This is a genomic window from Streptomyces sp. NPDC048057 (assembly GCF_040653095.1).
Classification (GTDB): domain Bacteria; phylum Actinomycetota; class Actinomycetes; order Streptomycetales; family Streptomycetaceae; genus Streptomyces.
Genome location: NZ_JBEZNF010000023.1, coordinates 1 through 24,972, shown reverse-complemented (window position 1 = coordinate 24,972; position 24,972 = coordinate 1). Strand labels below are relative to the sequence as shown.

Genomic DNA, 24,972 nt, shown 5'->3' with positions numbered 1-24,972 from the left:
GGCATCGGCGGAGTCTAAGCGAGTCCGCATCACTGGAACAACGCCCAGCATCCCACTGGAGTTCCGTAGTCGGACAGTACCGCGCCGTCACGCCCCGAACAGCCCTTGTTGTCCCCCGGTGCCGGGCGCCTGCGCCGGCGGCGCGAGCCCGAGGTGCGCCCAGGCGGCGGGGGTGGCGACCCGACCGCGCGGAGTGCGCGCCAGCAGACCCTCCCGTACGAGGAAGGGCTCGGCGACCTCCTCGACGGTCTCCCGCTCCTCCCCCACGGCCACGGCCAGCGTCGACAGGCCGACCGGACCCCCGCCGAACAGCTTCAGCAGGGCCTGGAGCACGGCGCGGTCGAGGCGGTCGAGGCCGCGGTCGTCGACCTCGTACACCCCGAGGGCGACCGCGGCGACCTCCCGGGTGATCACTCCGTCCACCTTGACCTGCGCGTAGTCCCGGACGCGGCGCAGCAGGCGGTTGGCGATGCGGGGCGTGCCGCGGGAGCGGCCGGCGATCTCGGCGGCGCCGTCCGCCTCGATCTCCACGTCCAGCAGCTGTGCGGAGCGGTGGATCACCCGTTCCAGCTCGGCGGGGTCGTAGAACTCCATGTGCGCGGTGAAGCCGAAGCGGTCGCGCAGCGGCGGGGGCAGCAGTCCGGCCCGGGTGGTCGCGCCGACCAGCGTGAACGGCGGCAGCTCCAGGGGGATGGCGGTGGCTCCCGGGCCCTTGCCGACGATCACGTCGACCCGGAAGTCCTCCATGGCCATGTAGAGCATCTCCTCGGCGGGCCGGGACATGCGGTGGATCTCGTCGAGGAAGAGGACCTCGCCCTCCTGGAGGGAGGAGAGGATCGCCGCGAGGTCCCCGGCGTGCTGGATGGCCGGGCCGGAGGTGATGCGGATGGGGGCCTGCATCTCGGCGGCGATGATCATCGAGAGGGTGGTCTTGCCGAGGCCGGGGGCGCCCGAGAGCAGGACGTGGTCGGCGGTCGCGCCGCGGGCGCGGGCCGCGGTGAGGACGAGGTCGAGCTGCTCGCGGACGCGCTCCTGGCCGACGAACTCGTGCAGCGACTTGGGGCGCAGGGCGGCCTCGACGGCCTGGTCCTCGTCGCCCGCCGCCGCGCCGACGAGCCGGTCCGCCGCGGCGTCGGACGCGCCGAGGTCGGGGCCGTACGGACCGCCAGGATCGGCCGAGCCGTCAGGACCGTCTTCGTGAGGGGCGTCGTCCCAGTTCACTGCGCGTGTGCCTCATGTGGTCGGGCGGCCGGGGCCGCGGTTGCTTCGGCGGAGGGGATGCGGACGGGCGGGGTGCGGACGGGCCGGCGGGCCGGGTCGCGGCGCCGGGTCATCTCGTGCGGTTCAGCGTCTGGAGCGCGCTCTTCAGGAGCTGGCCGACCTGGGGCTCGCCGCCCGCCGCTGCCGCCTGCGGAGCCACCGCGGCCACCGCTTCGTCGGCCTCGCGGGTGGCGTATCCGAGGCCGATGAGGGCGGCGTGCAACTGGTCGCGCCAGGACGCGGTGACCGCGGTGCCGACGCCCTGGCGTCCGGCGAGCGCGCCCACCGGCTCGCCGAGCCGGTCCTTCAGCTCCAGCAAGAGCTTCTGCGCGCCCTTCTTGCCGATGCCGGGGACGGCGGTGAGCGCCTTCTCGTCGCCCGTGGAGACGGCGATGCGCAGGGCGTCCGGGGAGTGGACGGCGAGCATCGCCTGGGCGAGGCGGGGGCCGACGCCGCTGGCGGTCTGGAGCAGCTCGAAGACCTGCCGCTCGTCCTCGTCGGCGAAGCCGTACAGCGTCAGGGAGTCCTCGCGCACGACGAGGGAGGTGGCGAGCTTGGCCTCCTCGCCGATGCGCAGTCGGGAGAGGGTGTCGGGGGTGCACTGCAGGGCCATGCCGACCCCGCCGACCTCGACCACCGCGGTCGTCGGGGCGAGGGCTGCGACCTGGCCTCTCACAAAGGCGATCATGACGTACGGCCTTTCGGGGGGTGCGCGGAGGGGCGGCGGTGGAGGGCGACGGCGCGCTGGAGGCGGTTCTGCGCCGGGGCGCGCCAGATGTGGCAGATCGCGAGGGCGAGCGCGTCCGCCGCGTCCGCCGGCTTGGGCGGCGCGTCGAGTCGCAGGAGCCGGGTCACCATCGCGCCGACCTGCGCCTTGTCGGCCCGGCCGCTGCCGGTGACGGCGCCCTTGACTTCGCTCGGGGTGTGCAGGACGACGGGGATGCCGCGACGGGAGGCGCAGAGCATCGCGACGGCGCTGGCCTGGGCGGTGCCCATCACCGTCCGTACGTTGTGCTGGCTGAAGACGCGCTCGACCGCGACCCGGTCCGGACGGTGGGCGTCGAGCCACTGCTCGATGCCCTCCTCGATGGCGACGAGCCGATGGCCCAGCTCCGCGTCGGGCGGGGTGCGCACCACGCCGACGTCGATCATCGTCAGCGGGCGGCCCGCCTCCCCCTCGACCACGCCGACGCCACAGCGGGTCAGCCCCGGGTCGACCCCCAGCACGCGCACGCGCCACCCCTCCTTCGTTCATCTGTTTGTGCAGGCTATCGGCTCGTACTGACATCGCACGTGCAGCACGCGAACAAGGGCGGGCCGGAGGGTGTTTCTCCCTCCGGCCCGCCCTTGTGAGGTCGGCCGCTCGGCGTCAGACGTCGACCTTCTCCATGATCTCGTCGGAGACGTCGAAGTTGGCGAAGACGTTCTGCACGTCGTCGCTGTCCTCCAGCGCGTCGATCAGCTTGAAGATCTTGCGCGCGCCCTCCTCGTCCAGCTCGACCTGCATGGTCGGGACGAAGTTCGCCTCGGCGGAGTCGTAGTCGATGCCCTGCTCCTGGAGCGCGGTGCGGACCGCGACCAGGTCGGTGGCCTCGCTCAGCACCTCGAAGGACTCGCCGAGGTCGTTGACCTCCTCGGCGCCCGCGTCCAGGACGGCGCCGAGGACGTCGTCCTCCGACAGGTCGCCCTTGGGGACGATCACCACGCCCTTGCGGTTGAAGAGGTACGAGACCGAGCCCGGGTCGGCCATGGAGCCGCCGTTGCGGGTCATGGCGACGCGCACGTCGGACGCGGCGCGGTTGCGGTTGTCGGTGAGGCACTCGATGAGCACCGCGACGCCGTTCGGCCCGTAGCCCTCGTACATGATCGTCTCGTAGTCGGCGCCGCCCGCTTCCAGGCCCGCGCCGCGCTTGAGGGCCGAGTCGATGTTCTTGTTGGGCACCGACTGCTTCTTGGCCTTCTGGATGGCGTCGAAGAGGGTCGGGTTGCCGTCGATGTCGGCGCCGCCCATCCGGGCCGCGACCTCGATGTTCTTGATCAGCTTCGCGAAGAGCTTGCCGCGCTTGGCATCGATCACGGCCTTCTTGTGCTTCGTCGTAGCCCATTTAGAGTGGCCGGACATCTGCCTGTCTCCTTCGCGTAACCGATTGCTGCTGCACTGCCGTCGTGAGTCGCACTGCTGCGGTGCTCGGCAGCGATCCTACCGGGATCGGGTCACCCGACCGCGCGCACCATGTCCACGAACAGGCCGTGGACCCGGTGGTCCCCGGTCAGTTCGGGGTGGAACGAGGTGGCGAGGGCGTTCGACTGGCGTACGGCGACGATGTGGCCGTCGTACTCGGCGAGCACCTCCACGTCCGCGCCGACCGACTCCACCCAGGGCGCCCGGATGAAGACCCCTTCCACGGGCCCGTCGACCCCCGTGACGTCGACGGACGCCTCGAAGGACTCGTTCTGCCGGCCGAAGGCGTTGCGGCGGACGATCATGTCGATGCCGCCGACCGTCTCCTGCTCGGAGCGCGGGTCTAGGATCTTGTCGGCGAGCATGATCAGCCCGGCACAGGTGCCGTAGACCGGCAGGCCGGCACCGATCCGCTCGCGCAGCGGCTCCAGCACGCCGAAGACCTTCGCCAGCTTGGACATCGTGGTGGACTCCCCGCCGGGGATCACCAGGGCGTCGACCTCGGCGAGTTCCTCGGGGCGGCGCACCGGCCTGGCCACGGCGTCCACCGCGGCCAGGGCGATCAGGTGCTCCCGTACGTCGCCCTGGAGGGCGAGGACACCGACCAGGGGGGTGCTCACTACCAGCCCCGGTTCGCGTAGCGCTCGGACTCGGGCAGGGTGTCGCAGTTGATGCCGACCATGGCCTCGCCCAGGTTGCGGGAGGCGTCCGCGATGATCTTGGGGTCGTCGTAGAAGGTGGTGGCCTTCACGATGGCGGCAGCGCGCTTGGCCGGGTCGCCCGACTTGAAGATGCCGGAGCCGACGAAGACGCCCTCGGCGCCGAGTTGACGCATCAGCGCGGCGTCGGCGGGGGTGGCCACGCCACCGGCGGAGAACAGCACGACCGGCAGCTTGCCCAGCTCGGCGATCTCCTTCACCAGCTCGTACGGGGCGCGCAGCTCCTTCGCGGCGGCGAACAGCTCGTTGTGGTCGTAGCCCCGCAGCCGGGCGATCTCGTTCTTGATCTGACGCAGGTGGCGCACCGCCTCGACGACGTTGCCGGTGCCGGCCTCGCCCTTGGAGCGGATCATGGCCGCGCCCTCGGCGATCCGGCGCAGGGCCTCGCCCAGGTTGGTGGCACCGCAGACGAAGGGGGTGGTGAAGGCCCACTTGTCGGAGTGGTTGACCTCGTCGGCGGGGGTGAGCACCTCCGACTCGTCGATGTAGTCCACGCCGAGGGACTGGAGCACCTGGGCCTCGACGAAGTGGCCGATGCGGGACTTCGCCATCACGGGGATGGAGACCGCCTCGATGATCTCCTCGATCATGTTCGGGTCGGACATCCGGGCCACGCCGCCGTCCTTGCGGATGTCGGCGGGAACCCGCTCCAGGGCCATGACGGCCACGGCGCCCGCGTCCTCGGCGATCTTCGCCTGCTCGGCGTTGACCACGTCCATGATGACGCCGCCCTTGAGCTGCTCGGCCATGCCGCGCTTGACGCGCGCGGTGCCGGTAGCGGGGGCGTCCGACTGCGGGGTGGTGGAGAGCGTGCTGGACACGGGGGCGACCTCATTCGATGACGGCGGTACGGCCGGGGCACGGGGTGCCTCCGACCGGTGGACGTGCCATCGATGGAACCTCCACGGATCAGTCCACTACAAGGGCCAATGGTGAGGCGGTGGATCGTTTTCGCTGGTCAGGAGGTCAGGAGGCACCCGGGCGGTCCGCGAGGGCGGCGGGGGGCTCGTCGTCCATCTCGAACGCGAGGGGGAAGGGCGCGTGTCCGGCGAGCCGGAACCAGCGGACCTTGCGGTGGCGGCGCAGGGCGCGGGCCGCGCGCACCGCGTCGTTGTGGAACCGCCGCGCCATGGGGACCCGGCGCACGGCGTGCGCCAGCTCGGCGGAGGCCTCCTCCCCGCCGGGGACCTCGCGCACCGCCTCCATCTGCGCCGGCTCGGCGAACACCGCGCGCAGCGCCGCGCTCAACTCGCTCTCGGCGACCTCGCGCTGCTCCTCGTCGGCCTGGCGGGCGGCGTGGGCGGCCTCGTACAGCACGATCGAGGCGGCGGGGTCGAGCACGCCGGAGGTCGCGAGCTCCTGGGTGACCGAGGCGCGCCGCAGCAGTTGCGCGTCGAGCGCGGCGCGCGCCGCGTCGATCCGGGTGTGCAGCCGGTCGAGCCGGCCGGCGGTCCAACTGAGGTACAGCCCGACGGCGAGGAGCCCGACGAGGATCCAAATGAGCATTGCGATCACGATCGCCAAGGCTACGCGTCCCCTGCGGTCGGCTTGCGCCCGCGAGTGCCCACGCAACCGGTTCCCGCCGGGGGGCGCAGGGATTCAGTGGCGCTGAGGCCCCCCACGCCCTCTGGGCATAGGGGGCGAAGCCGCGCGACAAGCCGCTGCCGGGCCGCAGTCGCCATGCGGCAGGGAAGGCCGAGTTCCTGTGCGCGCTCCGGGGCACGTCGGGGTTCTCAGGCGTTTCCCCCGACTGCAGCCCGGTGGGGGCTGGTCGCGCAGTTCCGCCCCCTATGCCCAGAAGGCATGGGGGGACCCCCAGCGCCCCTGAAGACCCTCGCCCAGGAGGCACGACAGGGGACCTCCAACGCCCCCAGCAAGACCGCGGTCCAGCACCCTCGAAAGGGTCAGTGCTTCGCGAGGCCCAGGCGGCCGCGCAGGCCGCCGCGGTCGTCCGCCGCCACCGACGCCGCGCCCGCCGTCACCGTCTCGTACACGGCTAGGACGTCCGCTCCGACCGTCGACCAGTCGAAGCGCCGCACGTGGGCGGAGCCCCGCTGCCGCAGGCGCTCGCGCCGCTCCGGGTCGTCCAGCAGGCGGACCGCCGCCGCGGCGAGCGCGTCCGGGTCCTCGTTGGCGAACAGGTCGCCCGCCGCCCCTTGGTCCAGGACCTGGGCGAACGCGTCGAGGTCGCTGGCGAGGACGGGCGCGCCCGCGGACATCGCCTCGACCAGGATGATGCCGAAGCTCTCGCCGCCGGTGTTGGGTGCGACGTACACGTCGACGCTGCGCAGCAGCCGCGCCTTGTCCTCGTCGCTGACCATGCCGAGGAACTCGACCCGCGAGCGCGCCTCGGGCGGCAGCAGGGCCAGCGCCTCGTCCTCGTCGCCGCGCCCGGCGACGAGGAGCCGGGTGTCCGGGCGGGCCGCCAGGATCGTCGGCAGGGCCTTCATCAGCACGGGCAGCCCCTTGCGGGGCTCGTCGATCCGGCCGATGAAGCCGATCGTCCCGCCCGCCCGTCTCCCGCCACCGCCCTCATCCGAGCTGTGCGCCCCCTCCGACTGCCACTCCGCCTTCGGCTCGGCCCGTTCGAAGAAGGAGACGTCGACGCCGTTCGGGATGACGACCGCGTCGCCGCCGAGGTGTTCGACCAGCGTGCGCCGCGCGTACTCGCTGACCGCGATGCGCGCGCTGATCTTCTCCAGCGCCGGCTGGAGGATCGGATACGCGGCGATCATGGCGCGGGAGCGCGGGTTCGAGGTGTGGAAGGTGGCGACGATCGGCCCCTGCGCGGCCCAGCAGGCGAGCAGCCCCAGCGAGGGCGAGGTGGGCTCGTGGATGTGGATCACGTCGAAGGTGCCGTCGTGGAGCCAGCGCCGCACCCGGGCCGCGGACAGGAAGCCGAAGTTCAGCCGGGCCACCGAGCCGTTGTACGGGACGGGCACGGCCCGGCCCGCGGAGACGACGTACGGCGGCAGGGGCGTGTCGTCGTCGGCGGGGGCGAGCACGGACACCTCGTGGCCGCGTCGGATCAGGTGCTCGGCCAGGTCCCGGATGTGGAACTGGACGCCCCCGGGGACGTCCCAGGAGTACGGGCAGACGATGCCGATCTTCATGCGCCGGCCTCGTTCCCGTTCGCCTTCGTGCCGCCCGCCCCGTCGCCGCCGCGCGGCTCCAGGTCGGCGAGCCACAGTCGCTGGAGCATGTGCCAGTCCTCCGGGTGGTCGGCGATCCCCGTGGCGTACGCGTCCGCCAGGGCCTGCGTCATCGAGGACGTCTTGTCGGCGCGGCTGCCCGATCCGGGCACCTCGACGGGCGGGTGGACCCGGCCGTGCATCACCGGCGCCCGTTCGTACCAGAGGGTCACCGGCAGCAGCAGCGCACCGGTCTGCTGGGCCAGCAGCGCGGGCCCCGCCGGCATGCGCGTCGTCTCGCCGAAGTACTTCACCTCGACGCCGGAGGAGGACAGGTCGCGGTCGGCGACCAGGCACACCAGGCCGCCGTCGCGCAGTCGGCGCGCCAGGGTGCCGAAGGCGGAGCCCCCGGCGTGCGGCAGCACCTCCATGCCGAGGCTCTCGCGGTACGCCACGAAGCGGTCGTACAGCGACTCGGGCTTCAGCCGCTCGGCGACGGTGGTGAAGGGGGTCTGCAACACCCGCGTCACCCAGACGCCGGCCAGGTCCCAGTTGGCCAGGTGCGGCAGCGCGAGGATCACCCCGCGATCGGCCGCGATGCCGTCGGTGAGGTGGTGCACGTCGTGGATGTGGACGTTCTCGCGGACCTGCTCGGTGGTCCAGGTCGGCAGCCGGAAGGACTCCATCCAGTAGCGCATGTACGAGCGCATTCCGGCCTTCGACAGCTCCGCCAGGCGCTCCGCGGACGCGTCCGGCACCACGCGGGCCAAGTTGGCCTCCAGCCGGAGCACGCCCTTGCCGCGGCGCTTCCAGGCGGTGTCCGCGATGGTGCGGCCGAGGCGGGCCGCCGCCGGCTCCGGCAGCTTCTTGACCGCGCCCCAGCCCAGTCCGTACATCCCGTCGACCAGCCGCTCGCGGGCGTCGGCGGAGGGCCGGCCCGTCATGTCGCCTCGGCCCCGCTGCGCTCCTCGCGACCGGCGGCGTCCGCCTCGGCGGCCTCCCGGCGCACCGTCACGACCCGCTGTCCGAGCGTGATGGCGCTGCCGACGGCGACGATCCACAGGGCGATCGGCAGCAGCACGTCGATGCCGGGGACGCCGAAGGCGTGCAGCCCGGACAGACCGGCCGCGACCAGCGAGATCACCAGTCGCTCGGCCCGCTCGACCAGGCCGTTCACCGCGACCGGCAGGCCGATGGCCTCGCCGCGCGCCTTGGTGTACGACACCACCTGGCCGCTGGCGAGGCAGAAGATCGCGACCGCGCACAGGATGTTGTTGTCGCCCTCGCCGGCGTACCAGAGCGCGAAGCCGCCGAAGATCGCGCCGTCGGCGACCCGGTCGAGCGTGGAGTCCAGGAAGGCCCCCCACCGGCTGGAGATCCCGGCCTGGCGGGCCATGTTGCCGTCGACCAGGTCCGAGAACACGAAGAGGGTGATGACGATCGTGCCCCAGAAGAACTCCCCCCGGGGGAAGAAGACCAACGCGCCCGCCATCACTCCCGCCGTGCCGATCAGAGTGACCGCGTCTGGGCTCACTCCGCGGCGGAGCAGAAACGCGGCGAACGGTGTGAGGACACGCGTGAAAAATGCACGCGCGTACTTGTTCAGCATGGCCTTCCCGGGGTTCTCTACCGCCGTGCGGCCCCGTTGGCCACCGGCTGGCCCATCGTAGCCACGACCGGGGCCCGGTACCGCCGGGCACCCGCGACCGGGCTCCTCCTGCCCCGGCCCCGGGGGCGGGCCGGCCGGCGCACGGGGGCGCGGCAAGCAGCGCGTGGGCGTGCGGGTGACGTGCGGCGGCGCCCGGCCCGTGGGGCACGGTGTCCGACGTATGGACGCGCCTTGACGGGAGTGGAAAGCTCGAAGGACGACCGCGGGCTTCCGCGGAGCGGCCCCGTACGCTCCGGTCCCCGGCGTCCCGCCCGCGGCCCTCATGTCCCCACCGTGCCATCGAAGCCATCGATCCGATCGATCGGGAGGCCACAACCATGGGCGACAAGGCGAACGCACACCCCGGAGCCGCCGGCAGGGCTACAACGGCCGACCGGCCCTCATCCATTCGGAACGTGGTGCTGGTCGGCCACAGCGGATCGGGAAAGACCACCCTGGTGGAGGCCCTGGCGTTGACCGCGGGAGCGGTGAACCGCGCGGGCCGCGTCGAGGACGGCGGCACGATCTCCGACTACGACGAGATCGAGCACCGCCAACAGCGCTCCGTACAACTCTCCCTCGTCCCCCTCGAATGGGACGGCTACAAGATCAATCTGCTGGACACCCCCGGCTACGCCGACTTCGTCGGGGAGCTCAGGGCCGGTCTGCGCGCCGCGGACGCGGCCCTCTTCGTCGTCTCGGCGGCCCAGGAGCCCGGCGCCGTCGCCGGGGCCACCCGCGCGGTGTGGGAGGAGTGCGCCGCGGTCGGCATGCCCCGCGCGATCGTCGTGACGCACCTGGAGACCGCCCGCACCGGTTACGAGGAGCTGACCGGGGTGCTCGCCGAGGTCTTCGGCGGGGACGACCCCGACGCCGTGCTCCCGCTGTACCTGCCGCAGTACGGCGCACCGGGGCCCGACGGCCACTCCCCCACCACCGGGCTGGTGGGCCTACTGACCCGGAAGGTGTACGACTACGCGTCGGGACGGCGCAGCGAGCTGCCGCCCGAACCCGACCAGGAACCGCTGATCGATCAGGCCCGCAACCGGCTCATCGAGGGCATTATCGCGGAGAGCGAGGACGAGTCCCTGATGGACCGCTACCTCGGCGGCGAGGACATCGACGTCAAGACGCTCGTCGACGACCTGGAGACGGCCGTCGCGCGCGGCACCTTCCACCCGGTGCTCGCCGCGGCGCCGGCCGCTGGCGGCGGGCGGGAGGGCCTCGGCACCGTGGAGCTGCTGGAGCTGATCACCCGCGGCTTCCCGACGCCGCTGGAGGCCCGGTGCCCGCAGGTGACCACCCCGCAGGGGGCGGCCCGCCCGGCGGTGGGGTGCGACCCCGACGGGCCCCTGGTCGCCGAGGTCGTCAAGACCTCGTCCGACCCGTACGTGGGCCGCATCTCCCTGGTCCGGGTCTTCTCCGGCACCCTGCGCCCCGACGAGACGGTCCACGTCTCGGGCCACGGGCTCGACGGCCACGCCGACCGCGACGGCACGGAGACGGCCCTGCACGAGGCGGACGAGCGGGTCGGCGCGCTCTCGGCGCCCTTCGGCAAGCAGCAGCGCACCCTGGGGCGGGTGATCGCCGGCGATCTGGCGTGCGTGGCGAAGCTGACCCGCGCGGAGACCGGTGACACGCTCTCCGCCAAGGACGCCCCGCTGCTGATGGAGGCGTGGCCGATGCCCGACCCGCTGCTGCCGCTGGCCATCCAGGCGCACAGCAAGGCCGACGAGGACAAGCTCTCCCAGGGCCTGGCGCGGCTGGTCGCCGAGGACCCGACGATGCACCTGGAGCAGAACCAGGCCACCCACCAACTGGTGCTGTGGTGCCTGGGCGAGGCCCATGCGGACGTGGCCCTGGAGCGGCTGCGCACCCGCTACGGGGTCCAGGTCGACGTCGTACCGCACAAGGTGTCCCTGCGGGAGACCTTCGGGGGCAGGTCGGCCGGCCGCGGCCGGCACGTGAAGCAGTCCGGCGGCCACGGCCAGTACGCGATCTGCGAGATCGACGTGGAGCCGCTGCCCGCGGGCTCGGGCATCGAGTTCGTCGACAAGGTCGTCGGCGGGGCGGTGCCGCGCCAGTTCATCCCCTCGGTCGAGAAGGGCGTCCGCGCCCAGGCGGCGCGCGGGGTGGCCGCCGGCCATCCGCTGGTGGACGTGCGGATCACCCTGCACGACGGCAAGGCGCACTCGGTGGACTCCTCGGACGCCGCGTTCCAAACCGCGGGCGCGCTCGCCCTGCGCGAGGCGGCGGGCGGCACGACGATCCATCTGCTGGAGCCGGTGGCCGAAGTCCGGGTACTGGTTTCGGACGAATACGTCGGGCCGGTGATGAGCGATCTGTCGGGGCGGCGCGGCCGGGTCGTGGGGACCGAACAGGCGCCCGGCTCCCGCACCCTGGTCCGGGCCGAGGTCCCGGAGATCGAGATCGGCCGGTACGCCGTCGACCTGCGCTCCATCTCCCACGGCACGGGCCGCTTCAGCCGCTCGTACGCCCGTCACGAGCCGATGCCCCAGCAGGTCGCCGACCGGCTCAGGGCGGAGCTCGAAGGCGGCGCGTAGCCGTCGTGCGCCCCCGTGGTCCAGGCCGTCCGCCCCGTCCGAGCGGGCGGCCACCGCAGGCGTTTTCGCGCTCCCGTGACGAAGCGCCTACGCCCCGGATACGCTGAGGTGCGCAGCTCAACAGGTGTGCGGGGCACGGCAGTCGGGAAGAGGCCGCAGAGCGGAAGCGGCGTGCGGCGATGGGGGCCTTAAGTGGCGGACGGATTCGATTTCTCTCCCGGGGCACAGATCCCCATCCAGGGAGCGGCGGGACAGACGGCGGCGACGCATGCGCTCGCCTCGGCGGCGTACCGCGACAGCCCGGTCGCGACGATCTTGGACGCCAACAACGACTGGCACAAGTCGGACGTGAAGAAGGGGAAGTTCTCCCTCTTCGAGCCGAACCTCGGCGAGGCGTTCTCCCGGGCGGTGCAGATGCGGACGCTCGGCGGGGCCCGCGGGGCGCTGATCCAGTCCTTCGGCATGGAGCCCCAGACGGTGGTGGAGCACTGCCTGGCCGCCAACGGGCTCCGCAAGTCGCGGGACATCAAACTGACCGCCGTCATGGGCGTCTTCGGGTTGGTGTTCCTGCCGGGCCTGCTGCTGTGGATGGGCATCTTCCAGCTCCGGCGCACCCTCGCCGGCGCCCAGGACAAGCGCGCGGGGGCGTTGGGCACCGCGCTGATGGTGGGCATCGCCGCGCTCGCCGTGATCTTCCTGATCAAGGCGCCGCTCACCGGCTTCCTCGGCTACTACGCGCGCGGGGCGATCGTCGCCCCGGTCATCGGCTGGTACCTCGCCAAGCGGATCTGTGAGAAGTCCGCCGTCGACCTGCGCGCCCGCTGGGACGGCATGCTGTCGGGCGGCGGAGTGGCGGCCAAGGTCCCCGAGGCCGTCCCCGGCCATCCGAACGAGACCGCGCGCGAGGAGCTGCGCCAGGGGCTGGAGAAGCTGACCGCCGAGCAGAACGCGAACTCGGTCTTCTACGCCGGCCCCAAGGGAATACTGGGCATGGGCACCCGCTGGGGCAGCTGGCAGATGGCCGAGGAACTCGTCCCGAAGGAAGCCGGCAAGGAGATCAACCAGTTCCGCAGCTGGGACGTGATACGCGCGATCCACGACCGGCTCAAGCTGCTGGAGCGCGGCCCGTTGAACTCCGGCGGCTTCCCCACGCCGTCGGTGAAGCACTGGATCGTCACCCCGGTGGCCGAGGGCGCGGGCGGGGTGAGCCGTCCCGAGGGCGCGGACGTGGAGGCGTTCCAGGTCAAGCCGCACGAGATACAGCGCATCTGCAACCACCAGCAGTTCAGCGGCGGCAACCGGCACTACCTGGGCGTGCAGTTCGTGCTCTGGGACGGTCAGTTGGTGATCACGATGATGATCACGGTGACGGTGCTCCACGAGACCCTGCGGGTCGAGGTCACCGGTCATGCGCTCGGCCCGGTGCACGGCCTGTTCACCACCAAGTCCTCCCCCAAGACCAAGACCGTCAGCAAGACGATCCGCTTCTGGGAGACCCGGGACATCGTGCTGCCGCTGGTGGAGACCAAGGAAGTGGTGCGGCTCGCGGTGCGCGCACCCTTCACCTGGTATCCCCCGCTGCTCGACTTCCTCGGCGGCAAGCTGGTGCTGCCGGAGCCCTTCGGACTGCGGCACGCCTGGGCCGAGCAGCCCTGGCGGCACCGCTTCATGGCCGACGACGCGATGCGCGCCGCCGCGCCGGTGCTGCGCGTGGCCCACGCGGCGGCGCTGAAGGTGCTGGAGGAGAACGGCGTCGACACCGACCGCTTCAGCAGCCGGTCGATGGCCGTCAGCGGCGCGGTCCAGGACGCGGCCCCGCGCAAGGCCGACCTGTACGACGCGTAGGACACGCCGTAGGGACACCACCCAGCAGGAAGGGCTGCCCGTCCGCCTTTGAGCGGAGGGACAGCCCTTCCTGCGGTACGGGATCCTTACGCGTCGGGCCAGGCGTCGGCGAGCATCGCCCGGGTGTCCGCGAGCAGTTGCGGCAGCACCTTGGTGTGCCCGACGACCGGCATGAAGTTGGTGTCCCCGCCCCAGCGCGGCACCACGTGCTGGTGCAGATGGGCGGCGATCCCCGCGCCCGCGACCGAGCCCTGGTTCATCCCGATGTTGAAGCCGTGCGCCCCGGAGGCGGCCCGCAGCGCGGTCATCGCGCGCTGGGTGAAGAGCGCGAGTTCCGCGGTCTGTGCCGCGTCGAGTTCGGTGTAGTCGGCGACGTGCCGGAACGGCACGACCATCAGGTGCCCGCCGTTGTACGGGTAGAGGTTCAGCACCGCGTAGACGCTCGCGCCCCGGGCGATCACCAGCCCGTCCTCGTCCGACTTCGACGGGATGGCGCAGAAGGGGCAGCCGTCGCCCGCCTCGGGTCCGGTGGGCTTGTTCTCGCCCTGGATGTACGCCATCCGGTGCGGCGTCCACAAGCGCTGGAACGCGTCCGGCGTTCCCACCCCGATCTGCTGCTCCGGCTCACTCGTCATGCTGTGCAGCATATGGCGTCACCCCTGCGCAGCGTGTCGCCGGGGGCGGGCCGGAACGGGCCCCGCGATGCTGGAGCGATGAACGCCCCGAGCCCCGAGAGCACCACGGCCGAGAGCCGGATGTGGCGCTGGCGCCAGCGCACCGAGGTCCCCCTCTACCTCGCCTCGGGCGTCTTCCTGGGCTGCTACGCGGTGCGGATCCTCGACGAGGACCTGCCGCAGGGGTGGAAGGACGCCCTGCTGCTGGTCACCTACGCGACCTGGGCGCTCTTCGTGGTGGACTACGCGGTCCGGTGGCGGATCAGCGGCGAGGGGCTGTCCTTCGTGCGCGGCCACCTGATGGACGCGCTGGTGGTGCTCCTGCCGCTGCTGCGACCGCTGCGCTTCGTGAAGCTCTACGAGTCCGTCCAGCACAACCGTCGGCACGCCCGGCTGACCCTCTACGCCCGGGTGATCGCCTACGCGGGGATGTCGGCGGTGCTGCTGGGCTTCGCCGGTGCGCTCACCGTGTACGCGGAGGAGCGCGGGGCGCCGGGCGCGACGATCAAGACCTTCGGGGACTCGATCTGGTGGGCCTGCTCCACCCTGACCACGGTGGGGTACGGGGACGTGACCCCGGTGACCTTCAAGGGCCGGGCGATCGCGGTCTTCATGATGGCCGGCGGCCTGGCGCTGCTCGGCGCCGTGACGGGCTCGTTCTCGTCGTGGCTGATCCAGACCTTCACGCTGGACGAGGACGAACGGCCCCCGGGGAGCACCCCCGGGGGCCGTTCGTGACCCGCGTGCGGCGGAGGCCGCGCGGTCTCAGACCTGGACGCGGTCGGTGACGACCTGGGCGAGCTTGTCGAGGGCCTGGTCGCGCGGGACGCCGTTCTCCTGGGAGCCGTCGCGGTAGCGGAAGGAGACCGTGCCCGCGTTCATGTCGTCGTCACCGACGATGATCATGAACGGGACCTTGAGCTTCTGGTGGTTCCTGATCTTCTTCTGCATCCGGTCGGACGAGGCGTCCACCTCGACGCGCAGCCCCCGCTTCTTGGCGTCGGCGGCGAAGGCGTGCAGATAGTCGACGTGGGCGTCGCCGACCGGGATGCCGACGGCCTGCACGGGGGCCAGCCACGGCGGCATGGCTCCCGCGTAGTGCTCCAGGAGGACGGCGAAGAAGCGCTCGATGGAGCCGAACAGGGCGCGGTGGATCATCACCGGCCGCTGGCGGGAGCCGTCGGGCGCGGTGTACTCCAGGTTGAACCGCTCGGGCAGGTTGAAGTCGAGCTGGATGGTCGACATCTGCCAGGTGCGGCCGATGGCGTCCCGGGCCTGGACGGAGATCTTCGGGCCGTAGAAGGCGGCGCCGCCGGGGTCGGGGGTGAGCGGGAGGCCCTGCTTCTCGGCCACCTGCCGCAGGACCTCGGTGGCCTCCTCCCAGGTGTCGTCCGAGCCGACGTACTTCTCCGGGTCCTTGGTGGACAGCTCCAGGTAGAAGTCGGTCAGGCCGTAGTCCCGGAGGAGGTTGAGGACGAAGGTGAGGGTGCGGTCGAGCTCCTCCGCCATCTGCTCGCGGGTGCAGTAGATGTGCGCGTCGTCCTGGGTGAAGCCGCGGGCGCGGGTCAGTCCGTGCACCACGCCGGACTTCTCGTACCGGTACACCGTGCCGAACTCGAAGAACCGCAGGGGCAGTTCACGGTAGGACCGGCCCCGGGCGTCGAAGATCAGGTTGTGCATGGGGCAGTTCATGGGCTTGAGGTAGTAGTCCGTACCACCGTCGAGCTGCATGGGGGGGTACATGCCCTCGGCGTACCAGTCCAGGTGGCCGCTCTTCTCGAAGAGGGCGCCCTTGGTGGCGTGCGGGGTGTAGACGAACTCGTACCCCTCCTCTTCGTGGCGCTTGCGGGAGTAGTCCTCCATGACGCGGCGCACGATGCCGCCGCGGGGGTGGAAGACGGCGAGGCCGGAGCCGATCTCGTCCGGCACGGAGAAGAGGTCCAGCTCCGAGCCGAGGCGGCGGTGGTCGCGCTTCTCGGCCTCGGCGAGGAAGTCGAGGTGCGCCTTCAGCTCGTCCTTGGAGGGCCAGGCGGTGCCGTAGATGCGCTGGAGCATCGGGTTCTTCTCGCTGCCGCGCCAGTACGCCGCGGCGTTCCGCATCAGCTTGAAGGCGGGGATGGCGCGCGTGGTGGGCAGGTGCGGACCGCGGCACAGGTCCTTCCAGCACAGCTCGCCGGTCTTGGCGTCCAGGTTGTCGTAGATGGTGAGCTCGCCGGCGCCCACCTCCACGTCCGCGCCGTCGTCGCTGGAGGCGGCGCCCTTGAGGCCGATCAGCTCCAGCTTGTACGGCTCCTCGGCCAGCTCCGCGCGGGCGTCCTCGTCGGTCACCACGCGACGGGCGAAGCGCTGCCCGCGCTTCTGGATCTCCTGCATCTTCTTCTCGACGGCCTTGAGGTCCTCGGGAGTGAAGGGCTTCTCGACGTCGAAGTCGTAGTAGAAGCCGTCCTTGACCGGGGGACCGATGCCCAGCTTGGCCTCCGGGTACAGCTCCTGCACGGCCTGGGCCATCACATGGGCCGTGGAGTGGCGCAGGATGTCCAGGCCGTCCGGGGAGGAGATCTCGACGGGCTCGACGACCTCGCCGTCGGCGACCACGTACGCCAGGTCCTTCAGCTCGCCGGCGACGCGCGCGGCGATCACGGTGCGCTCCCCGGGGAAGAGGTCGGCGGCCGTCGTGCCCGTGGTCACCACGCGCTCTTCCCGCTCGGAATCGCGTTGGACGGTCACACGGACGTCGGACACCGTTCTCTCCTGACTGATGAAGGCTGCTGAGGGACTGCTGGGGACTGCTGAAGGGGTCGCACCCGTGGGTACTGAGTGCGACTGAATCGTACCGACCCTCGGGGTCCGCCCGCTAAACGGTGACCGCGCCTGTGGATAACTCTCCGTCCCCGGACGGCGTCCGCGCCGTCCTCGCCGGCGTCACTCCCCCGGCAGGCCGCACGGCTCGCACGGCTCCTCCCGCAGCGACTTCAGCAGCCGGTCGCGCTCGGCCGCGTGCACCGGGACCGCGACGACATCGCTGGCGTCGGTGAGCCTGCGGAAGCCGCCGCGGCTCTCCAGCCGCCCGGTCAGCCGGATCGCAACGCCGCAGAGGTGGGCGTGGCCGGCGGTGCGGTACGCGTCCTCGGGCAGGGCGGCGCGCACGTGCGGCACCTCGGCCCCGGTCAGCACCCGCAGCCGGACGACCCCGGCGCCCTGCGGGCCGGCGCGGCGCAGCCGCACCACGATGCCGGTGATCCGGACCGGTACGGACGGCTCCGACCGCAGGTAGCGCAGGCCCGCGGCGCGCAGCGCCGGTAGGTCCCCGGGGGTGAACTCCACCGGTTCACTCCGGCCGGCGCACCCTTCGGGCTTCGGGGTGCCCGGCGCCCACTGCAGGTGCACGGCGGCGCCTTCCGAGCCGCGCACCAGGGCGACCAGGGCCTCCGTCAGCTCCCGGCTCACGCCGAGCGCCACGGCGGAGTCGTACGCGTCGGGGCGGCCGGTGGCCCGCTGGTGGTCGGTGGCCTCGCGGGCGGCCCGGAGCGCCCGGTGGAGCGCGGCCACCGCGGGGCGGCCGGTGGCCACGGGCACGAAGGCGGTCAGCGAGCGTCCGCCGGGCGCGGGCGGCACCAGGACGCCGTCGAGCAGGGCGCGGGCCTGGTGGCGGTGGCGTGCGCCGTGGTAGCCGGCCCGGCCGCGGGCGGCGAGCGCGCCGGCCATCAGCAGTCCGCGGGCGGCGGTGCGCAACTGCTCCTGGACGGTCCAGGCCACCGTGCCGGCCGGCCCCCGCGGGACGTCGCGCCAGCAGCGGACCTCGTCGCTGGGGACGGCGGGGTCAATGCGTCCGGGGTCGGGGCCGCCGTCCGGGACGAGGCCGGCGACGGCGGGCGAGGGGTGGGATCGGACGGTTTCGTCGTGGGGGGCGGTCCATCAGGCTCTCCCTCCCGGACCGACCCTCGCCACGATCTCGCACAGGGCCCGGTCGTCGACGGTCCGCGCGGCGGGGATCCGCGCGGTGGTCCCGCGACGCCCGGTCACGGGGTGGCCGGCCGGATTGGTCCAGTGGCAGCAGTGCCACAGTCCGAGCCGGTCGTGACCGGCGCGCAGCTCATGGTCGACGGCATGGGCCGGCGAGCCGTGGCCGACGTGCCGGTCGATGCCGTCGTCCGGGAAGGGCTGGGAGAGCGGGCAGCCGGCCGCGGCGGAGGGTTGCGGGAGCGCCATGGGCTCTTCGACCTTCCGGGCTGGTCCGTCCGCTGTGCGGATGTTCATGGCGAGCTGTCAGTTTCCGTGCCCGTCATCTGTGTTGTCACCGCCCGGCGTACGGGGCAAACGGCCCGGGTATCACCGTCTCGGGCAGGGCAGGCGCCATCTGCCGTGCATGGGCGAGGAGTTCGGGGATGACGTGCTGGTTCGACGGCCCGTTGGCCGCATTCGACACGGAGACGACCGGGGTGGACGTCGAGACGGACCGCATCGTCTCGGCGGCCCTGGTGGTGCAGGACGTCCCAGGCGCCGCGGTCCGGGTGACGCGCTGGCTGGTCAATCCGGGGGTGCCGGTCCCGGCGACGGCCACTGAGGTGCACGGCCTGACGGACGAGCACGTCCAGCGCAACGGCCGCTGGCCCGCGCCGGTGATGGAGGAGGTGGGGCGCTCGCTGGCCGAGCAGTGCGCGGCGGCCCGCCCGCTGGTGGTGATGAACGCGCCGTTCGACCTGACGTTGCTGGACCGCGAGTTGCGCCGCCACCGCGCCGCCTCGCTGGCGCGCTATCTGGAGAACGTCCCGCTGTGCGTACTGGATCCGCGGGTGCTGGACAAGCACCTGGACCGCTACCGCAAGGGCCGCCGGACGCTGGCGGACCTGTGCGCGCAGTACGAGGTGGTCCTGGAAGGCGCGCACGACGCGGCGGCGGACGCGGTCGCGGCGCTGGAGGTGGTGCGGGCGGTGGGCCGGCGGTTCGCGGCGCGTCTGGAGCGCCTGTCGGCGCCGGAGTTGCACACGCTCCAGGCGGTGTGGCACGCGGCGCAGGCCCGGGGCCTCCAGGCGTGGTTCACGCTGAACGGCACTCCGGAGGCGGTGGATCCGGCGTGGCCGCTGCGCCCCGAACTGCCCGCCGCCGCCTGAGGTCCGCGCGCACGGGGACATGAAAAAACCGGTCCGCCGTCGGCGGACCGGTCTCTCCCGGTGGGCGATACTGGGTTCGAACCAGTGACCTCTTCGGTGTGAACGAAGCGCTCTCCCACTGAGCTAATCGCCCGGGAACGGACTGAACCATACAGGCCCCGGCGGTCTGCCTTCAAATCTGTTGCCGCTCCTCCAGGAGCGCGACCAGTCCGCGGCGGCCGGCGCGCATCATGACGGCGTGGTTGGCCCGGAACAGCGGCCGGCCGGGCACGGCCAGTCTCCGCATCGAGGGCTTGTGGGCCTCCACCTCCTGGTCGTACCGGACGCGGGTGCCCGCGCCGCCCCTCGTGACGGTCCAACGGGCCCACCCCACGAGGTCGCCCCGCATCGCGACCTCCAGCACCCCGGCCGCCGGGTCCTGGCGCACGGCCCGCACGGTGATGGTCAGCTCGTACGGCAGGGCGGAGCGCAGCCGTACGACGCCGGTGTCGTCGCTGAGCGCGGTGACGGAGCGGACCTGCGGCCACCAGCGGGGGTACTCCTCGGCGCGGGCCAGGACCTCGTACACCGTGCCGGGCTCGGCGGCGAGGTCCCACCGCGCGCGGAAGCGGTAGCGGTTCCAGTCCATGGGCCCAGTCTGTGCGCCCCGGGGCGTGCGGGGGCGTACTCAGCCGCCATCTGAGTACTCGCGCCGATGCCCGTGCGGTGCGGCTGGCGCGACACTCCGCACCATGAACGCATCCGTGCCGCCACCGCCGCCGTCAGCGCCGCCGCCCGACGTGGAGTTGGCGATGCTCAACAACGAGCTGGCGCAACTGGACGCCCGCAGGTCGCAGTTGCTCGTGCGCCGGGCCTGGCTGCTGTCCGCGATGCAGCGGCCCCTTCTGAGCACCGCGCCCCGGGCGTACGCCACCGCGGTGGGGGTGCCCCGCACCGGCGTGCCGGGGCCGGAGACCTCGCGGCGCGGTGCGCAGAACGTGCTGCTGGTGCTGGGCGGGGTGCTGCTGGCGGTCGCGGCGATCGCGTTCACCCTGGTGAGCTGGGGGTCCATGGGCATCGGCGGGCGCGGCGCGGTCCTCGCGTCGATCACGGCCGGCGCGCTGCTGGCGCCCGTGGCCCTGCTGCGCCGGGGCCTGGCGTCGACGGCGGAGTCCGTGGCGGCGCTGGCGCTGGTGCTGACCGTGTTGGACGCCTACGCGCTGCGCCAGGTCGCGCTCTCCGATGCGTCGGGCACGGCGTACGCGGCGTGGGCGGCGGCGGTGTTGGCCGCGCTGTGGGCCGGCTACGGACGGTGGCTGAGCGCGCTGCGCCTGCCGCTTCCGCTCGCCGTGGCCTGCGCGCAACTGCCGTTGGGGCTGTGGGCGGTGACGGTGTCGTCGGGGGTGCTGCCGCTCGGCTGGGCGCTGGTGGCGACGGCCGCTTGCGACGTCGCGCTGGCGGTGACCGTGGCGCGCCCGGCGGTACGCGTGACGGCCACGGTCGGCGCGGTGGTGGCCGGCGGCTGGGCCGGCGCCCTCGGCGCGCTGGAGTCGGCCGCGGCCGGCAGCGCGGCGAGCGCCCTGCCCGGCGGGGTGCTGCTGGCCGCCGTCGCCGCGGTGGCGCTCGGCTGGGCGTGGCGCACGCCGGAGAGCGCGGTGCCCCTGGCCGCGGCGGCGGGCTTCGCCCTGACCGCCGCCGCGGGCGGTGTCCTGCGGGAGGTATTCCCCGCCGGCTGGGCCGTCCCCGCGTATCTGCTCGCCGCGATCGGCGTGCTCGCCGTGCCGGTGGCGACGGGCGCCGGGCTGCCGCGGCAGTTGGCGCGCGGGCTCGCGCTGGCCTCGGCGGTGGTCCACACGGGCGCGGCCCTCGCGACGCTCCCGCTGCTCGCGATCGTCCTGGGCGGACCGGCCGGGACGGTCGCCGACGGCGTCTGGCAGGGCGCGCCCTCCGACGTCCACGCGGCCCTCGGCTCCGGTCCGCTCCCGGTCGGCTTCGCGCCGGCGCCGGTCGTCCTGCTGCTGGCGGCGCTCGCGCCCGTGGCGTGGCTGGCGTGGCCCCGGCTCCGCGACGCGCACCGGTCCCCCGGGACCGCGCCGGGGCCGGCGCTGGCGGACGGCCAGCGGACGGAGTTCGCCCGGGGCCTGTCCGTGGCCCTGGTGTGGGCGGCGCTGCTGACGGTGCCGGTGGCCCTGGGGTGGGCGTACGCCGTGACCGTGGCGTACGGGCTGGTGCTCACCCTCGCCGTACTCGCCCTGAGCACACGCCGGTCCGCGACGCTCGCGCCGGTGGCGCTGGGCTGCGCCCTGGTGGGGGCCGGCAGCCTGGGCGCGCTGGCGCTGGCGACCCGCCCCGCGACCTTCACGGTGCTCGGGGTCCTGCTCGCGGCGCTGACGGGCGCCACCGTCGTGACGCGCGCCGGAAACGCCGTGCGCGCCGCGCTGGCGGTCGCCGCGACGCTCTTCGGCGGCTGGCTGGTGCTCGCCCTCGCGCGGGCGGCTGAGCTGCCGTGGCACGCGGCGGGGCTCACGCTGCTCGCCGTACCGGCCGTCGCCTGCCTGATCGCCGCCCGCACCGCCCGGCAGCCCGCACCCGAGGCGTCCCCCGCCAGGCCGCCCGGCGCCGCCGTACGCCCGCTCACCGACCCGCTGACGCTCGCCCTGGAGGCCACGGCGATCCTCGTGGCCGCGGTCGCGGTGCTGCTCACCCTCGACCGGTTGCCGACGCTGTCCCTGGCGCTGGCGCTCACCGGGGTGATCGCCGCGGGCACCGCGATCCGTCCGCAGCGCCGCTTGGTGGCGGGCACCGCGGCGGTGGCCCTCTTCGTCCTCGCCTCCTGGGCGCGCCTGGCGGCGTCGGAGGTGACGCTGCCGGAGGCGTACACCCTCCCGGTCACCGTGCCGGCGCTGGTCGTCGGGGTGCTGCTGCGGCGGCGCGACCCGCAGGCCCCGTCCTGGACGGCGTACGGTCCGGGGCTGGCCGTGACGCTGCTGCCGAGCCTGTTCGCGGCCTGGGGCGACTCGCACTGGCTGCGCCCCCTGCTGCTGGGCCTCGCGGCGCTGGTGGTGACCCTCGTCGGCGCCCGGCTGCGGCTCCAGGCCCCGCTGGTGCTGGGCGGCACGGTACTGGCACTGGTGGCGCTGCACGAGTTGGCGCCGTACGTGGCACAGGTGGTCGGCGCACTGCCCCGTTGGCTGCCGCCGGCCGTGGCGGGCCTGCTACTCCTGACCGTGGGGGCCACCTACGAGCAGCGTCTGCGGGACGCGCGCCGACTGCGCGAGAGCCTCGGCCGGATGGGCTGAGCGCGCTGCCCCCGGCGCCCGCCGGGGGCAGCAAAACGACGGTGGGGTCGGTCCGCGATCTTGCGGACCGACCCCACCGTCGACTGTGTGGGCGATACTGGGATCGAACCAGTGACCTCTTCGGTGTGAACGAAGCGCTCTCCCGCTGAGCTAATCGCCCGGGAACGCACCGCAAACATTACCCCATGTCAGCGGTGGTCCTGACCCCCCTCAGGTCTACTCGTTGATCTTCCACGGCATGACGAGGCCGAACTTCCACAGGTAGATCGCACCGAGGACGGCACAGATCACCACGCCGATGCTGGTGAGGATGATGTTCCGTCGCCGCACCCGGGGATCCAGGGCCCGCTGCGCCGCCTCGCTGACCTTGCGCTTGGTCCAGCGCAGCACCAGCTGGGCCCAGACGAACTCGGTCGCCCAGATGGCCATGCCCGCGAAGATCACGAGCCAGCCCGGCCCCGGCAGCACCAGCATGGCGGCGCCCGCGCCGACCACCGCCAGTCCCACCAGGAAGACCCCCACCTGCCAGCTCACGTGCAGCACCCGGGAGCGCTGGATGAACTGCGGCGCACGCGAGCCCAGCGGCTGGTCGTCCGCCTTCCCGTCCGTCGCGCCCTCGGCGGGCTTCCCCTCGACGGCCCCCGCCGTCACTTCCCCCGTCGCGGAGGCAGAAGCCGTGGTCATCAGGGCCTCCCCCCGCTCGCTCTCCGCTTTCATGCCCTCAAAGCTACCGGATTCGGTTCGATCACCGGAATGGCCGTATAACGCAAAGTAATGCACCGCCGTACGAGCGATATGAAGAGTCACAAAACGGTCAGACGGGTTTACAACGACACCGTAGGTGGCATGTCGATTTCGCCGACGTGCGAATCCCCGAGCGCACACTGAGCGAAAGGCCCTGGCGCTTATGAACACCACGGTCAGCTGCGAGCTGCACCTGCGCCTCGTTGTATCGAGCGAGTCTTCACTGCCTGTACCCGCGGGCCTGCGGTATGACACGGCCGATCCCTATGCCGTGCACGCCACCTTCCACACCGGAGCCGAAGAGACGGTCGAATGGGTCTTCGCCCGCGACCTCCTCGCCGAGGGCCTGCACCGGCCCACCGGCACGGGTGACGTCAGAGTCTGGCCGTCCCGCAGCCACGGCCAGGGCGTCGTCTGCATCGCGCTCAGCTCCCCGGAGGGCGAAGCACTGCTCGAAGCCCCGGCGCGGGCCCTGGAGTCGTTCCTGAAGAGGACCGACGCGGCCGTGCCACCGGGCACCGAGCATCGTCACTTCGACCTCGACACCGAACTCTCGCACATCCTGGCCGAGAGCTGAGCCAGGCCGAGAGCTGCTCGGCGCCGTCCTACTCGGGGAGACGGCGCCGCGCAGACAACCACATACGAAAGGAACCGGCGCCGTCACCGCGTACCCACGCGGTGACGGCGCCGGTGCGTGCTGGGGCGAGCCGCTAGAGTCAGCGCAATTCTGCGGGCACCGGCTCGCAGCAGGCCATGGAGTGAATCGTGCTGATCCCTCACGACACCAGATTTGCCCTCGACATGGTGGTCGACCTGGTGAACACGGCGCCGGAGGACGATCAGGCCGACGGTCTGGCGGATGTCGCCGCCCTCCAGGCATTCGTCCAAACCCATTCCATCAGCGACGTGGGCGAACTCGGCGCCCGCGACCTGAAGGCCGTCCAGGGCGTCCGCACCCGGTTCGCGGAGGTCTTCGCGGCCCCCGAACGACCGCTCGCGGCGGAACTCCTCAACGAACTCGTCGCGGCGGCCGGGACCACGCCCCAACTGACCGACCACGACGGCTACGACTGGCACGTGCACTACTTCGCGCCGGGCGCCTCCGTCGCGGACCACGTCGCGGCCGACGGCGGCATGGCCCTGGCCTTCATCGTCGTCGCCGACGAGCAGGAGCGGCTGCGCCGGTGCGAGGCGCCGGACTGCGGCCGGGCCTTCGTCGACCTCTCGCGCAACCGCTCGCGCCGCTACTGCGACAGCCGCACGTGCGGCAACCGCCTGCACGTGGCGGCCTACCGGGCCCGCCGAAGGGAAGCGGCGGGCTGACGCGGCCCGCGCCGTACGCCTTCACAGCAGGAAGAGGTCGTGCAGGGCGGCCATGAGCAACAGCACGCCGACCACCGTCAGGAAGATCATCAACGGTGGCTGGGACAGGGCGAAGAGGCAGCCTCTCGGCTCGTCGGTCTTCGGTGTCGTCGGTGCGGGGGACTGGCCCCGGGAGGTATCGAGCATCTCGGGGCCGATGATGACGCAGAGCGCGCCCCGGCGATCGCCCAACACACATACTGGACAGGGGCGTTCATCACATCCCGACGCCCCGTCTCACCTGCTGAGAAGCGGCTGATGTCAAGCCGGTGTCACCCCTCGGGACGGACCCCGGCAGGCCCTCGGGCGTGTCTTATGGATCTTGCTGGGCTCGCGTGCCCTGGCACCGCTCCCCCTGAGCCTTCGGCCCGGGAGGTACCCCCACGCCGCGTTCTCGTCGGTCACCGACGGCCCCCTGTGCCCTGCGGGCACGGTGGTACCCCCACCGCGTCGA

The 24,972-nt window shown here is 72.7% G+C and carries 22 protein-coding genes, 2 tRNA genes and 2 pseudogenes; 7 read left to right on the top strand and 19 right to left on the bottom strand.

What is annotated here, in order from left to right; genetic code table 11:
* Nucleotides 1–87: 87 nt before the first annotated feature.
* From ruvB to pgsA, 10 genes are all read right to left on the bottom strand, one after another.
* Entirely contained in the window at nucleotides 88–1,221 is a 1,134-nt protein-coding gene (gene ruvB / locus AB0E05_RS25665) for a Holliday junction branch migration DNA helicase RuvB (RefSeq protein ID WP_361967479.1), read from the bottom strand.
* Nucleotides 1,222–1,330: 109 nt separating this feature from the next.
* Nucleotides 1,331–1,948: a Holliday junction branch migration protein RuvA gene (gene ruvA / locus AB0E05_RS25660; RefSeq protein ID WP_361967477.1), complete on the bottom strand. Its 618-nt coding sequence runs from the start codon at nucleotides 1,946–1,948 to the stop codon at nucleotides 1,331–1,333.
* The gene (ruvC, locus tag AB0E05_RS25655) at nucleotides 1,945–2,493 is read right to left on the bottom strand and encodes a crossover junction endodeoxyribonuclease RuvC (RefSeq protein ID WP_361967475.1); all 549 of its coding nucleotides are present in this window, start codon (nucleotides 2,491–2,493) and stop codon (nucleotides 1,945–1,947) included. Before ruvC ends, ruvA begins: the two co-directional genes overlap by 4 nt.
* Nucleotides 2,494–2,629: 136 nt before the next feature.
* Complete coding sequence (locus AB0E05_RS25650; protein WP_361967473.1) at nucleotides 2,630–3,382, bottom strand: YebC/PmpR family DNA-binding transcriptional regulator; 753 nt, start codon at nucleotides 3,380–3,382, stop codon at nucleotides 2,630–2,632.
* A gap of 92 nt (nucleotides 3,383–3,474) precedes the next feature.
* The gene (pdxT, locus tag AB0E05_RS25645) at nucleotides 3,475–4,062 is read right to left on the bottom strand and encodes a pyridoxal 5'-phosphate synthase glutaminase subunit PdxT (protein WP_361967471.1); all 588 of its coding nucleotides are present in this window, start codon (nucleotides 4,060–4,062) and stop codon (nucleotides 3,475–3,477) included.
* Complete coding sequence (pdxS, locus tag AB0E05_RS25640) at nucleotides 4,062–4,982, bottom strand: pyridoxal 5'-phosphate synthase lyase subunit PdxS (RefSeq protein ID WP_361967469.1); 921 nt, start codon at nucleotides 4,980–4,982, stop codon at nucleotides 4,062–4,064. Before pdxS ends, pdxT begins: the two co-directional genes overlap by 1 nt.
* Nucleotides 4,983–5,127: 145 nt before the next feature.
* Entirely contained in the window at nucleotides 5,128–5,676 is a 549-nt protein-coding gene (locus AB0E05_RS25635; RefSeq protein ID WP_361967466.1) for a hypothetical protein, read from the bottom strand.
* A 389-nt stretch (nucleotides 5,677–6,065) separates the two neighbouring features.
* Nucleotides 6,066–7,274 (bottom strand): glycosyltransferase family 4 protein, encoded by a 1,209-nt coding sequence (locus tag AB0E05_RS25630; RefSeq protein ID WP_361967464.1) that lies wholly within the window; start codon nucleotides 7,272–7,274, stop codon nucleotides 6,066–6,068.
* A complete protein-coding gene (locus AB0E05_RS25625) occupies nucleotides 7,271–8,236 on the bottom strand; it encodes a phosphatidylinositol mannoside acyltransferase (RefSeq protein ID WP_361967462.1) in 966 nt (321 codons plus the stop codon). The genes AB0E05_RS25630 and AB0E05_RS25625 overlap by 4 nt, the downstream gene beginning before the upstream one ends.
* A complete protein-coding gene (gene pgsA / locus AB0E05_RS25620; RefSeq protein ID WP_361967460.1) occupies nucleotides 8,233–8,901 on the bottom strand; it encodes a phosphatidylinositol phosphate synthase in 669 nt (222 codons plus the stop codon). Before pgsA ends, AB0E05_RS25625 begins: the two co-directional genes overlap by 4 nt.
* A 377-nt stretch (nucleotides 8,902–9,278) precedes the next feature.
* Between pgsA and AB0E05_RS25615 the strand changes: the two genes are divergently transcribed.
* The gene (locus tag AB0E05_RS25615; RefSeq protein ID WP_361967457.1) at nucleotides 9,279–11,504 is read left to right on the top strand and encodes an elongation factor G-like protein EF-G2; all 2,226 of its coding nucleotides are present in this window, start codon (nucleotides 9,279–9,281) and stop codon (nucleotides 11,502–11,504) included.
* Nucleotides 11,505–11,696: 192 nt separating this feature from the next.
* Entirely contained in the window at nucleotides 11,697–13,349 is a 1,653-nt protein-coding gene (locus AB0E05_RS25610; protein ID WP_361967455.1) for a hypothetical protein, read from the top strand.
* 86 nt (nucleotides 13,350–13,435) lie between these two features.
* Here the strand turns inward: AB0E05_RS25610 and AB0E05_RS25605 are convergent, their stop codons facing one another.
* On the bottom strand, nucleotides 13,436–13,996 hold the full coding sequence (locus AB0E05_RS25605) for an HIT domain-containing protein (RefSeq protein ID WP_361967453.1): 561 nt from the start codon (nucleotides 13,994–13,996) through the stop codon (nucleotides 13,436–13,438).
* Between the two features lie 66 nt (nucleotides 13,997–14,062).
* Here AB0E05_RS25605 and AB0E05_RS25600 point away from each other — a divergent pair, with 66 nt between their 5' ends.
* Nucleotides 14,063–14,761: a potassium channel family protein gene (locus AB0E05_RS25600; protein ID WP_361967451.1), complete on the top strand. Its 699-nt coding sequence runs from the start codon at nucleotides 14,063–14,065 to the stop codon at nucleotides 14,759–14,761.
* Between the two features lie 27 nt (nucleotides 14,762–14,788).
* Here the strand turns inward: AB0E05_RS25600 and thrS are convergent, their stop codons facing one another.
* From thrS to AB0E05_RS25585, 3 genes and pseudogenes are all read right to left on the bottom strand, one after another.
* A complete protein-coding gene (thrS, locus tag AB0E05_RS25595; RefSeq protein WP_361967448.1) occupies nucleotides 14,789–16,765 on the bottom strand; it encodes a threonine--tRNA ligase in 1,977 nt (658 codons plus the stop codon).
* A gap of 180 nt (nucleotides 16,766–16,945) precedes the next feature.
* Nucleotides 16,946–17,839, bottom strand: a pseudogene (locus AB0E05_RS25590) (hypothetical protein); the annotation flags it as partial.
* Between the two features lie 99 nt (nucleotides 17,840–17,938).
* Nucleotides 17,939–18,214: pseudogene (locus tag AB0E05_RS25585) on the bottom strand (DUF4365 domain-containing protein); the annotation flags it as partial.
* Nucleotides 18,215–18,408: 194 nt separating this feature from the next.
* Here AB0E05_RS25585 and AB0E05_RS25580 point away from each other — a divergent pair.
* Nucleotides 18,409–19,134 carry a 3'-5' exonuclease gene (locus tag AB0E05_RS25580; protein ID WP_361967446.1) on the top strand — a complete coding sequence of 242 codons (726 nt, stop codon included), beginning with the start codon at nucleotides 18,409–18,411 and terminating at the stop codon, nucleotides 19,132–19,134.
* 61 nt (nucleotides 19,135–19,195) lie between these two features.
* Here the strand turns inward: AB0E05_RS25580 and AB0E05_RS25575 are convergent.
* Together AB0E05_RS25575 and AB0E05_RS25570 are read right to left on the bottom strand one after the other, a co-directional pair.
* Nucleotides 19,196–19,267 (bottom strand) — tRNA-Val (locus AB0E05_RS25575).
* Nucleotides 19,268–19,306: 39 nt separating this feature from the next.
* Nucleotides 19,307–19,762 (bottom strand): SRPBCC family protein, encoded by a 456-nt coding sequence (locus tag AB0E05_RS25570; protein WP_361967444.1) that lies wholly within the window; start codon nucleotides 19,760–19,762, stop codon nucleotides 19,307–19,309.
* A gap of 103 nt (nucleotides 19,763–19,865) precedes the next feature.
* Here AB0E05_RS25570 and AB0E05_RS25565 point away from each other — a divergent pair, with 103 nt between their 5' ends.
* A complete protein-coding gene (locus AB0E05_RS25565) occupies nucleotides 19,866–22,412 on the top strand; it encodes a hypothetical protein (RefSeq protein ID WP_361967442.1) in 2,547 nt (848 codons plus the stop codon).
* An 88-nt stretch (nucleotides 22,413–22,500) separates the two neighbouring features.
* Here the strand turns inward: AB0E05_RS25565 and AB0E05_RS25560 are convergent.
* Together AB0E05_RS25560 and AB0E05_RS25555 are read right to left on the bottom strand one after the other, a co-directional pair.
* Nucleotides 22,501–22,572, bottom strand: a tRNA-Val gene (locus tag AB0E05_RS25560).
* Nucleotides 22,573–22,628: 56 nt separating this feature from the next.
* Nucleotides 22,629–23,129, bottom strand: coding sequence for a TIGR02611 family protein (locus AB0E05_RS25555; RefSeq protein WP_361967440.1), 501 nt, complete (start codon nucleotides 23,127–23,129; stop codon nucleotides 22,629–22,631).
* Nucleotides 23,130–23,319: 190 nt separating this feature from the next.
* Between AB0E05_RS25555 and AB0E05_RS25550 the strand changes: the two genes are divergently transcribed.
* Nucleotides 23,320–23,733, top strand: coding sequence for an SsgA family sporulation/cell division regulator (locus AB0E05_RS25550; RefSeq protein ID WP_003959770.1), 414 nt, complete (start codon nucleotides 23,320–23,322; stop codon nucleotides 23,731–23,733).
* Nucleotides 23,734–23,921: 188 nt separating this feature from the next.
* On the top strand, nucleotides 23,922–24,479 hold the full coding sequence (locus AB0E05_RS25545; RefSeq protein WP_361967438.1) for a CGNR zinc finger domain-containing protein: 558 nt from the start codon (nucleotides 23,922–23,924) through the stop codon (nucleotides 24,477–24,479).
* Nucleotides 24,480–24,500: 21 nt separating this feature from the next.
* On the opposite strand, the gene AB0E05_RS25540 is transcribed toward AB0E05_RS25545, so the two are convergent.
* Complete coding sequence (locus tag AB0E05_RS25540) at nucleotides 24,501–24,710, bottom strand: hypothetical protein (RefSeq protein WP_361967706.1); 210 nt, start codon at nucleotides 24,708–24,710, stop codon at nucleotides 24,501–24,503.
* Nucleotides 24,711–24,972: the final 262 nt, after the last annotated feature.

Coding starts and splice junctions, on each gene's coding strand:
- AB0E05_RS25630 (WP_361967464.1), bottom strand. CDS start 7,274: ATGAAGATCGGCATCGTCTGCCCGTACTCCTGGGACGTCCCCGGGGGC.
- AB0E05_RS25625 (WP_361967462.1), bottom strand. CDS start 8,236: ATGACGGGCCGGCCCTCCGCCGACGCCCGCGAGCGGCTGGTCGACGGG.
- pgsA (WP_361967460.1), bottom strand. CDS start 8,901: ATGCTGAACAAGTACGCGCGTGCATTTTTCACGCGTGTCCTCACACCG.
- AB0E05_RS25580 (WP_361967446.1), top strand. CDS start 18,409: ATGACGTGCTGGTTCGACGGCCCGTTGGCCGCATTCGACACGGAGACG.
- AB0E05_RS25565 (WP_361967442.1), top strand. CDS start 19,866: ATGAACGCATCCGTGCCGCCACCGCCGCCGTCAGCGCCGCCGCCCGAC.
- AB0E05_RS25600 (WP_361967451.1), top strand. CDS start 14,063: ATGAACGCCCCGAGCCCCGAGAGCACCACGGCCGAGAGCCGGATGTGG.
- AB0E05_RS25615 (WP_361967457.1), top strand. CDS start 9,279: ATGGGCGACAAGGCGAACGCACACCCCGGAGCCGCCGGCAGGGCTACA.
- AB0E05_RS25555 (WP_361967440.1), bottom strand. CDS start 23,129: ATGAAAGCGGAGAGCGAGCGGGGGGAGGCCCTGATGACCACGGCTTCT.
- AB0E05_RS25570 (WP_361967444.1), bottom strand. CDS start 19,762: ATGGACTGGAACCGCTACCGCTTCCGCGCGCGGTGGGACCTCGCCGCC.
- AB0E05_RS25650 (WP_361967473.1), bottom strand. CDS start 3,382: ATGTCCGGCCACTCTAAATGGGCTACGACGAAGCACAAGAAGGCCGTG.
- ruvA (WP_361967477.1), bottom strand. CDS start 1,948: ATGATCGCCTTTGTGAGAGGCCAGGTCGCAGCCCTCGCCCCGACGACC.
- AB0E05_RS25550 (WP_003959770.1), top strand. CDS start 23,320: ATGAACACCACGGTCAGCTGCGAGCTGCACCTGCGCCTCGTTGTATCG.
- AB0E05_RS25605 (WP_361967453.1), bottom strand. CDS start 13,996: ATGCTGCACAGCATGACGAGTGAGCCGGAGCAGCAGATCGGGGTGGGA.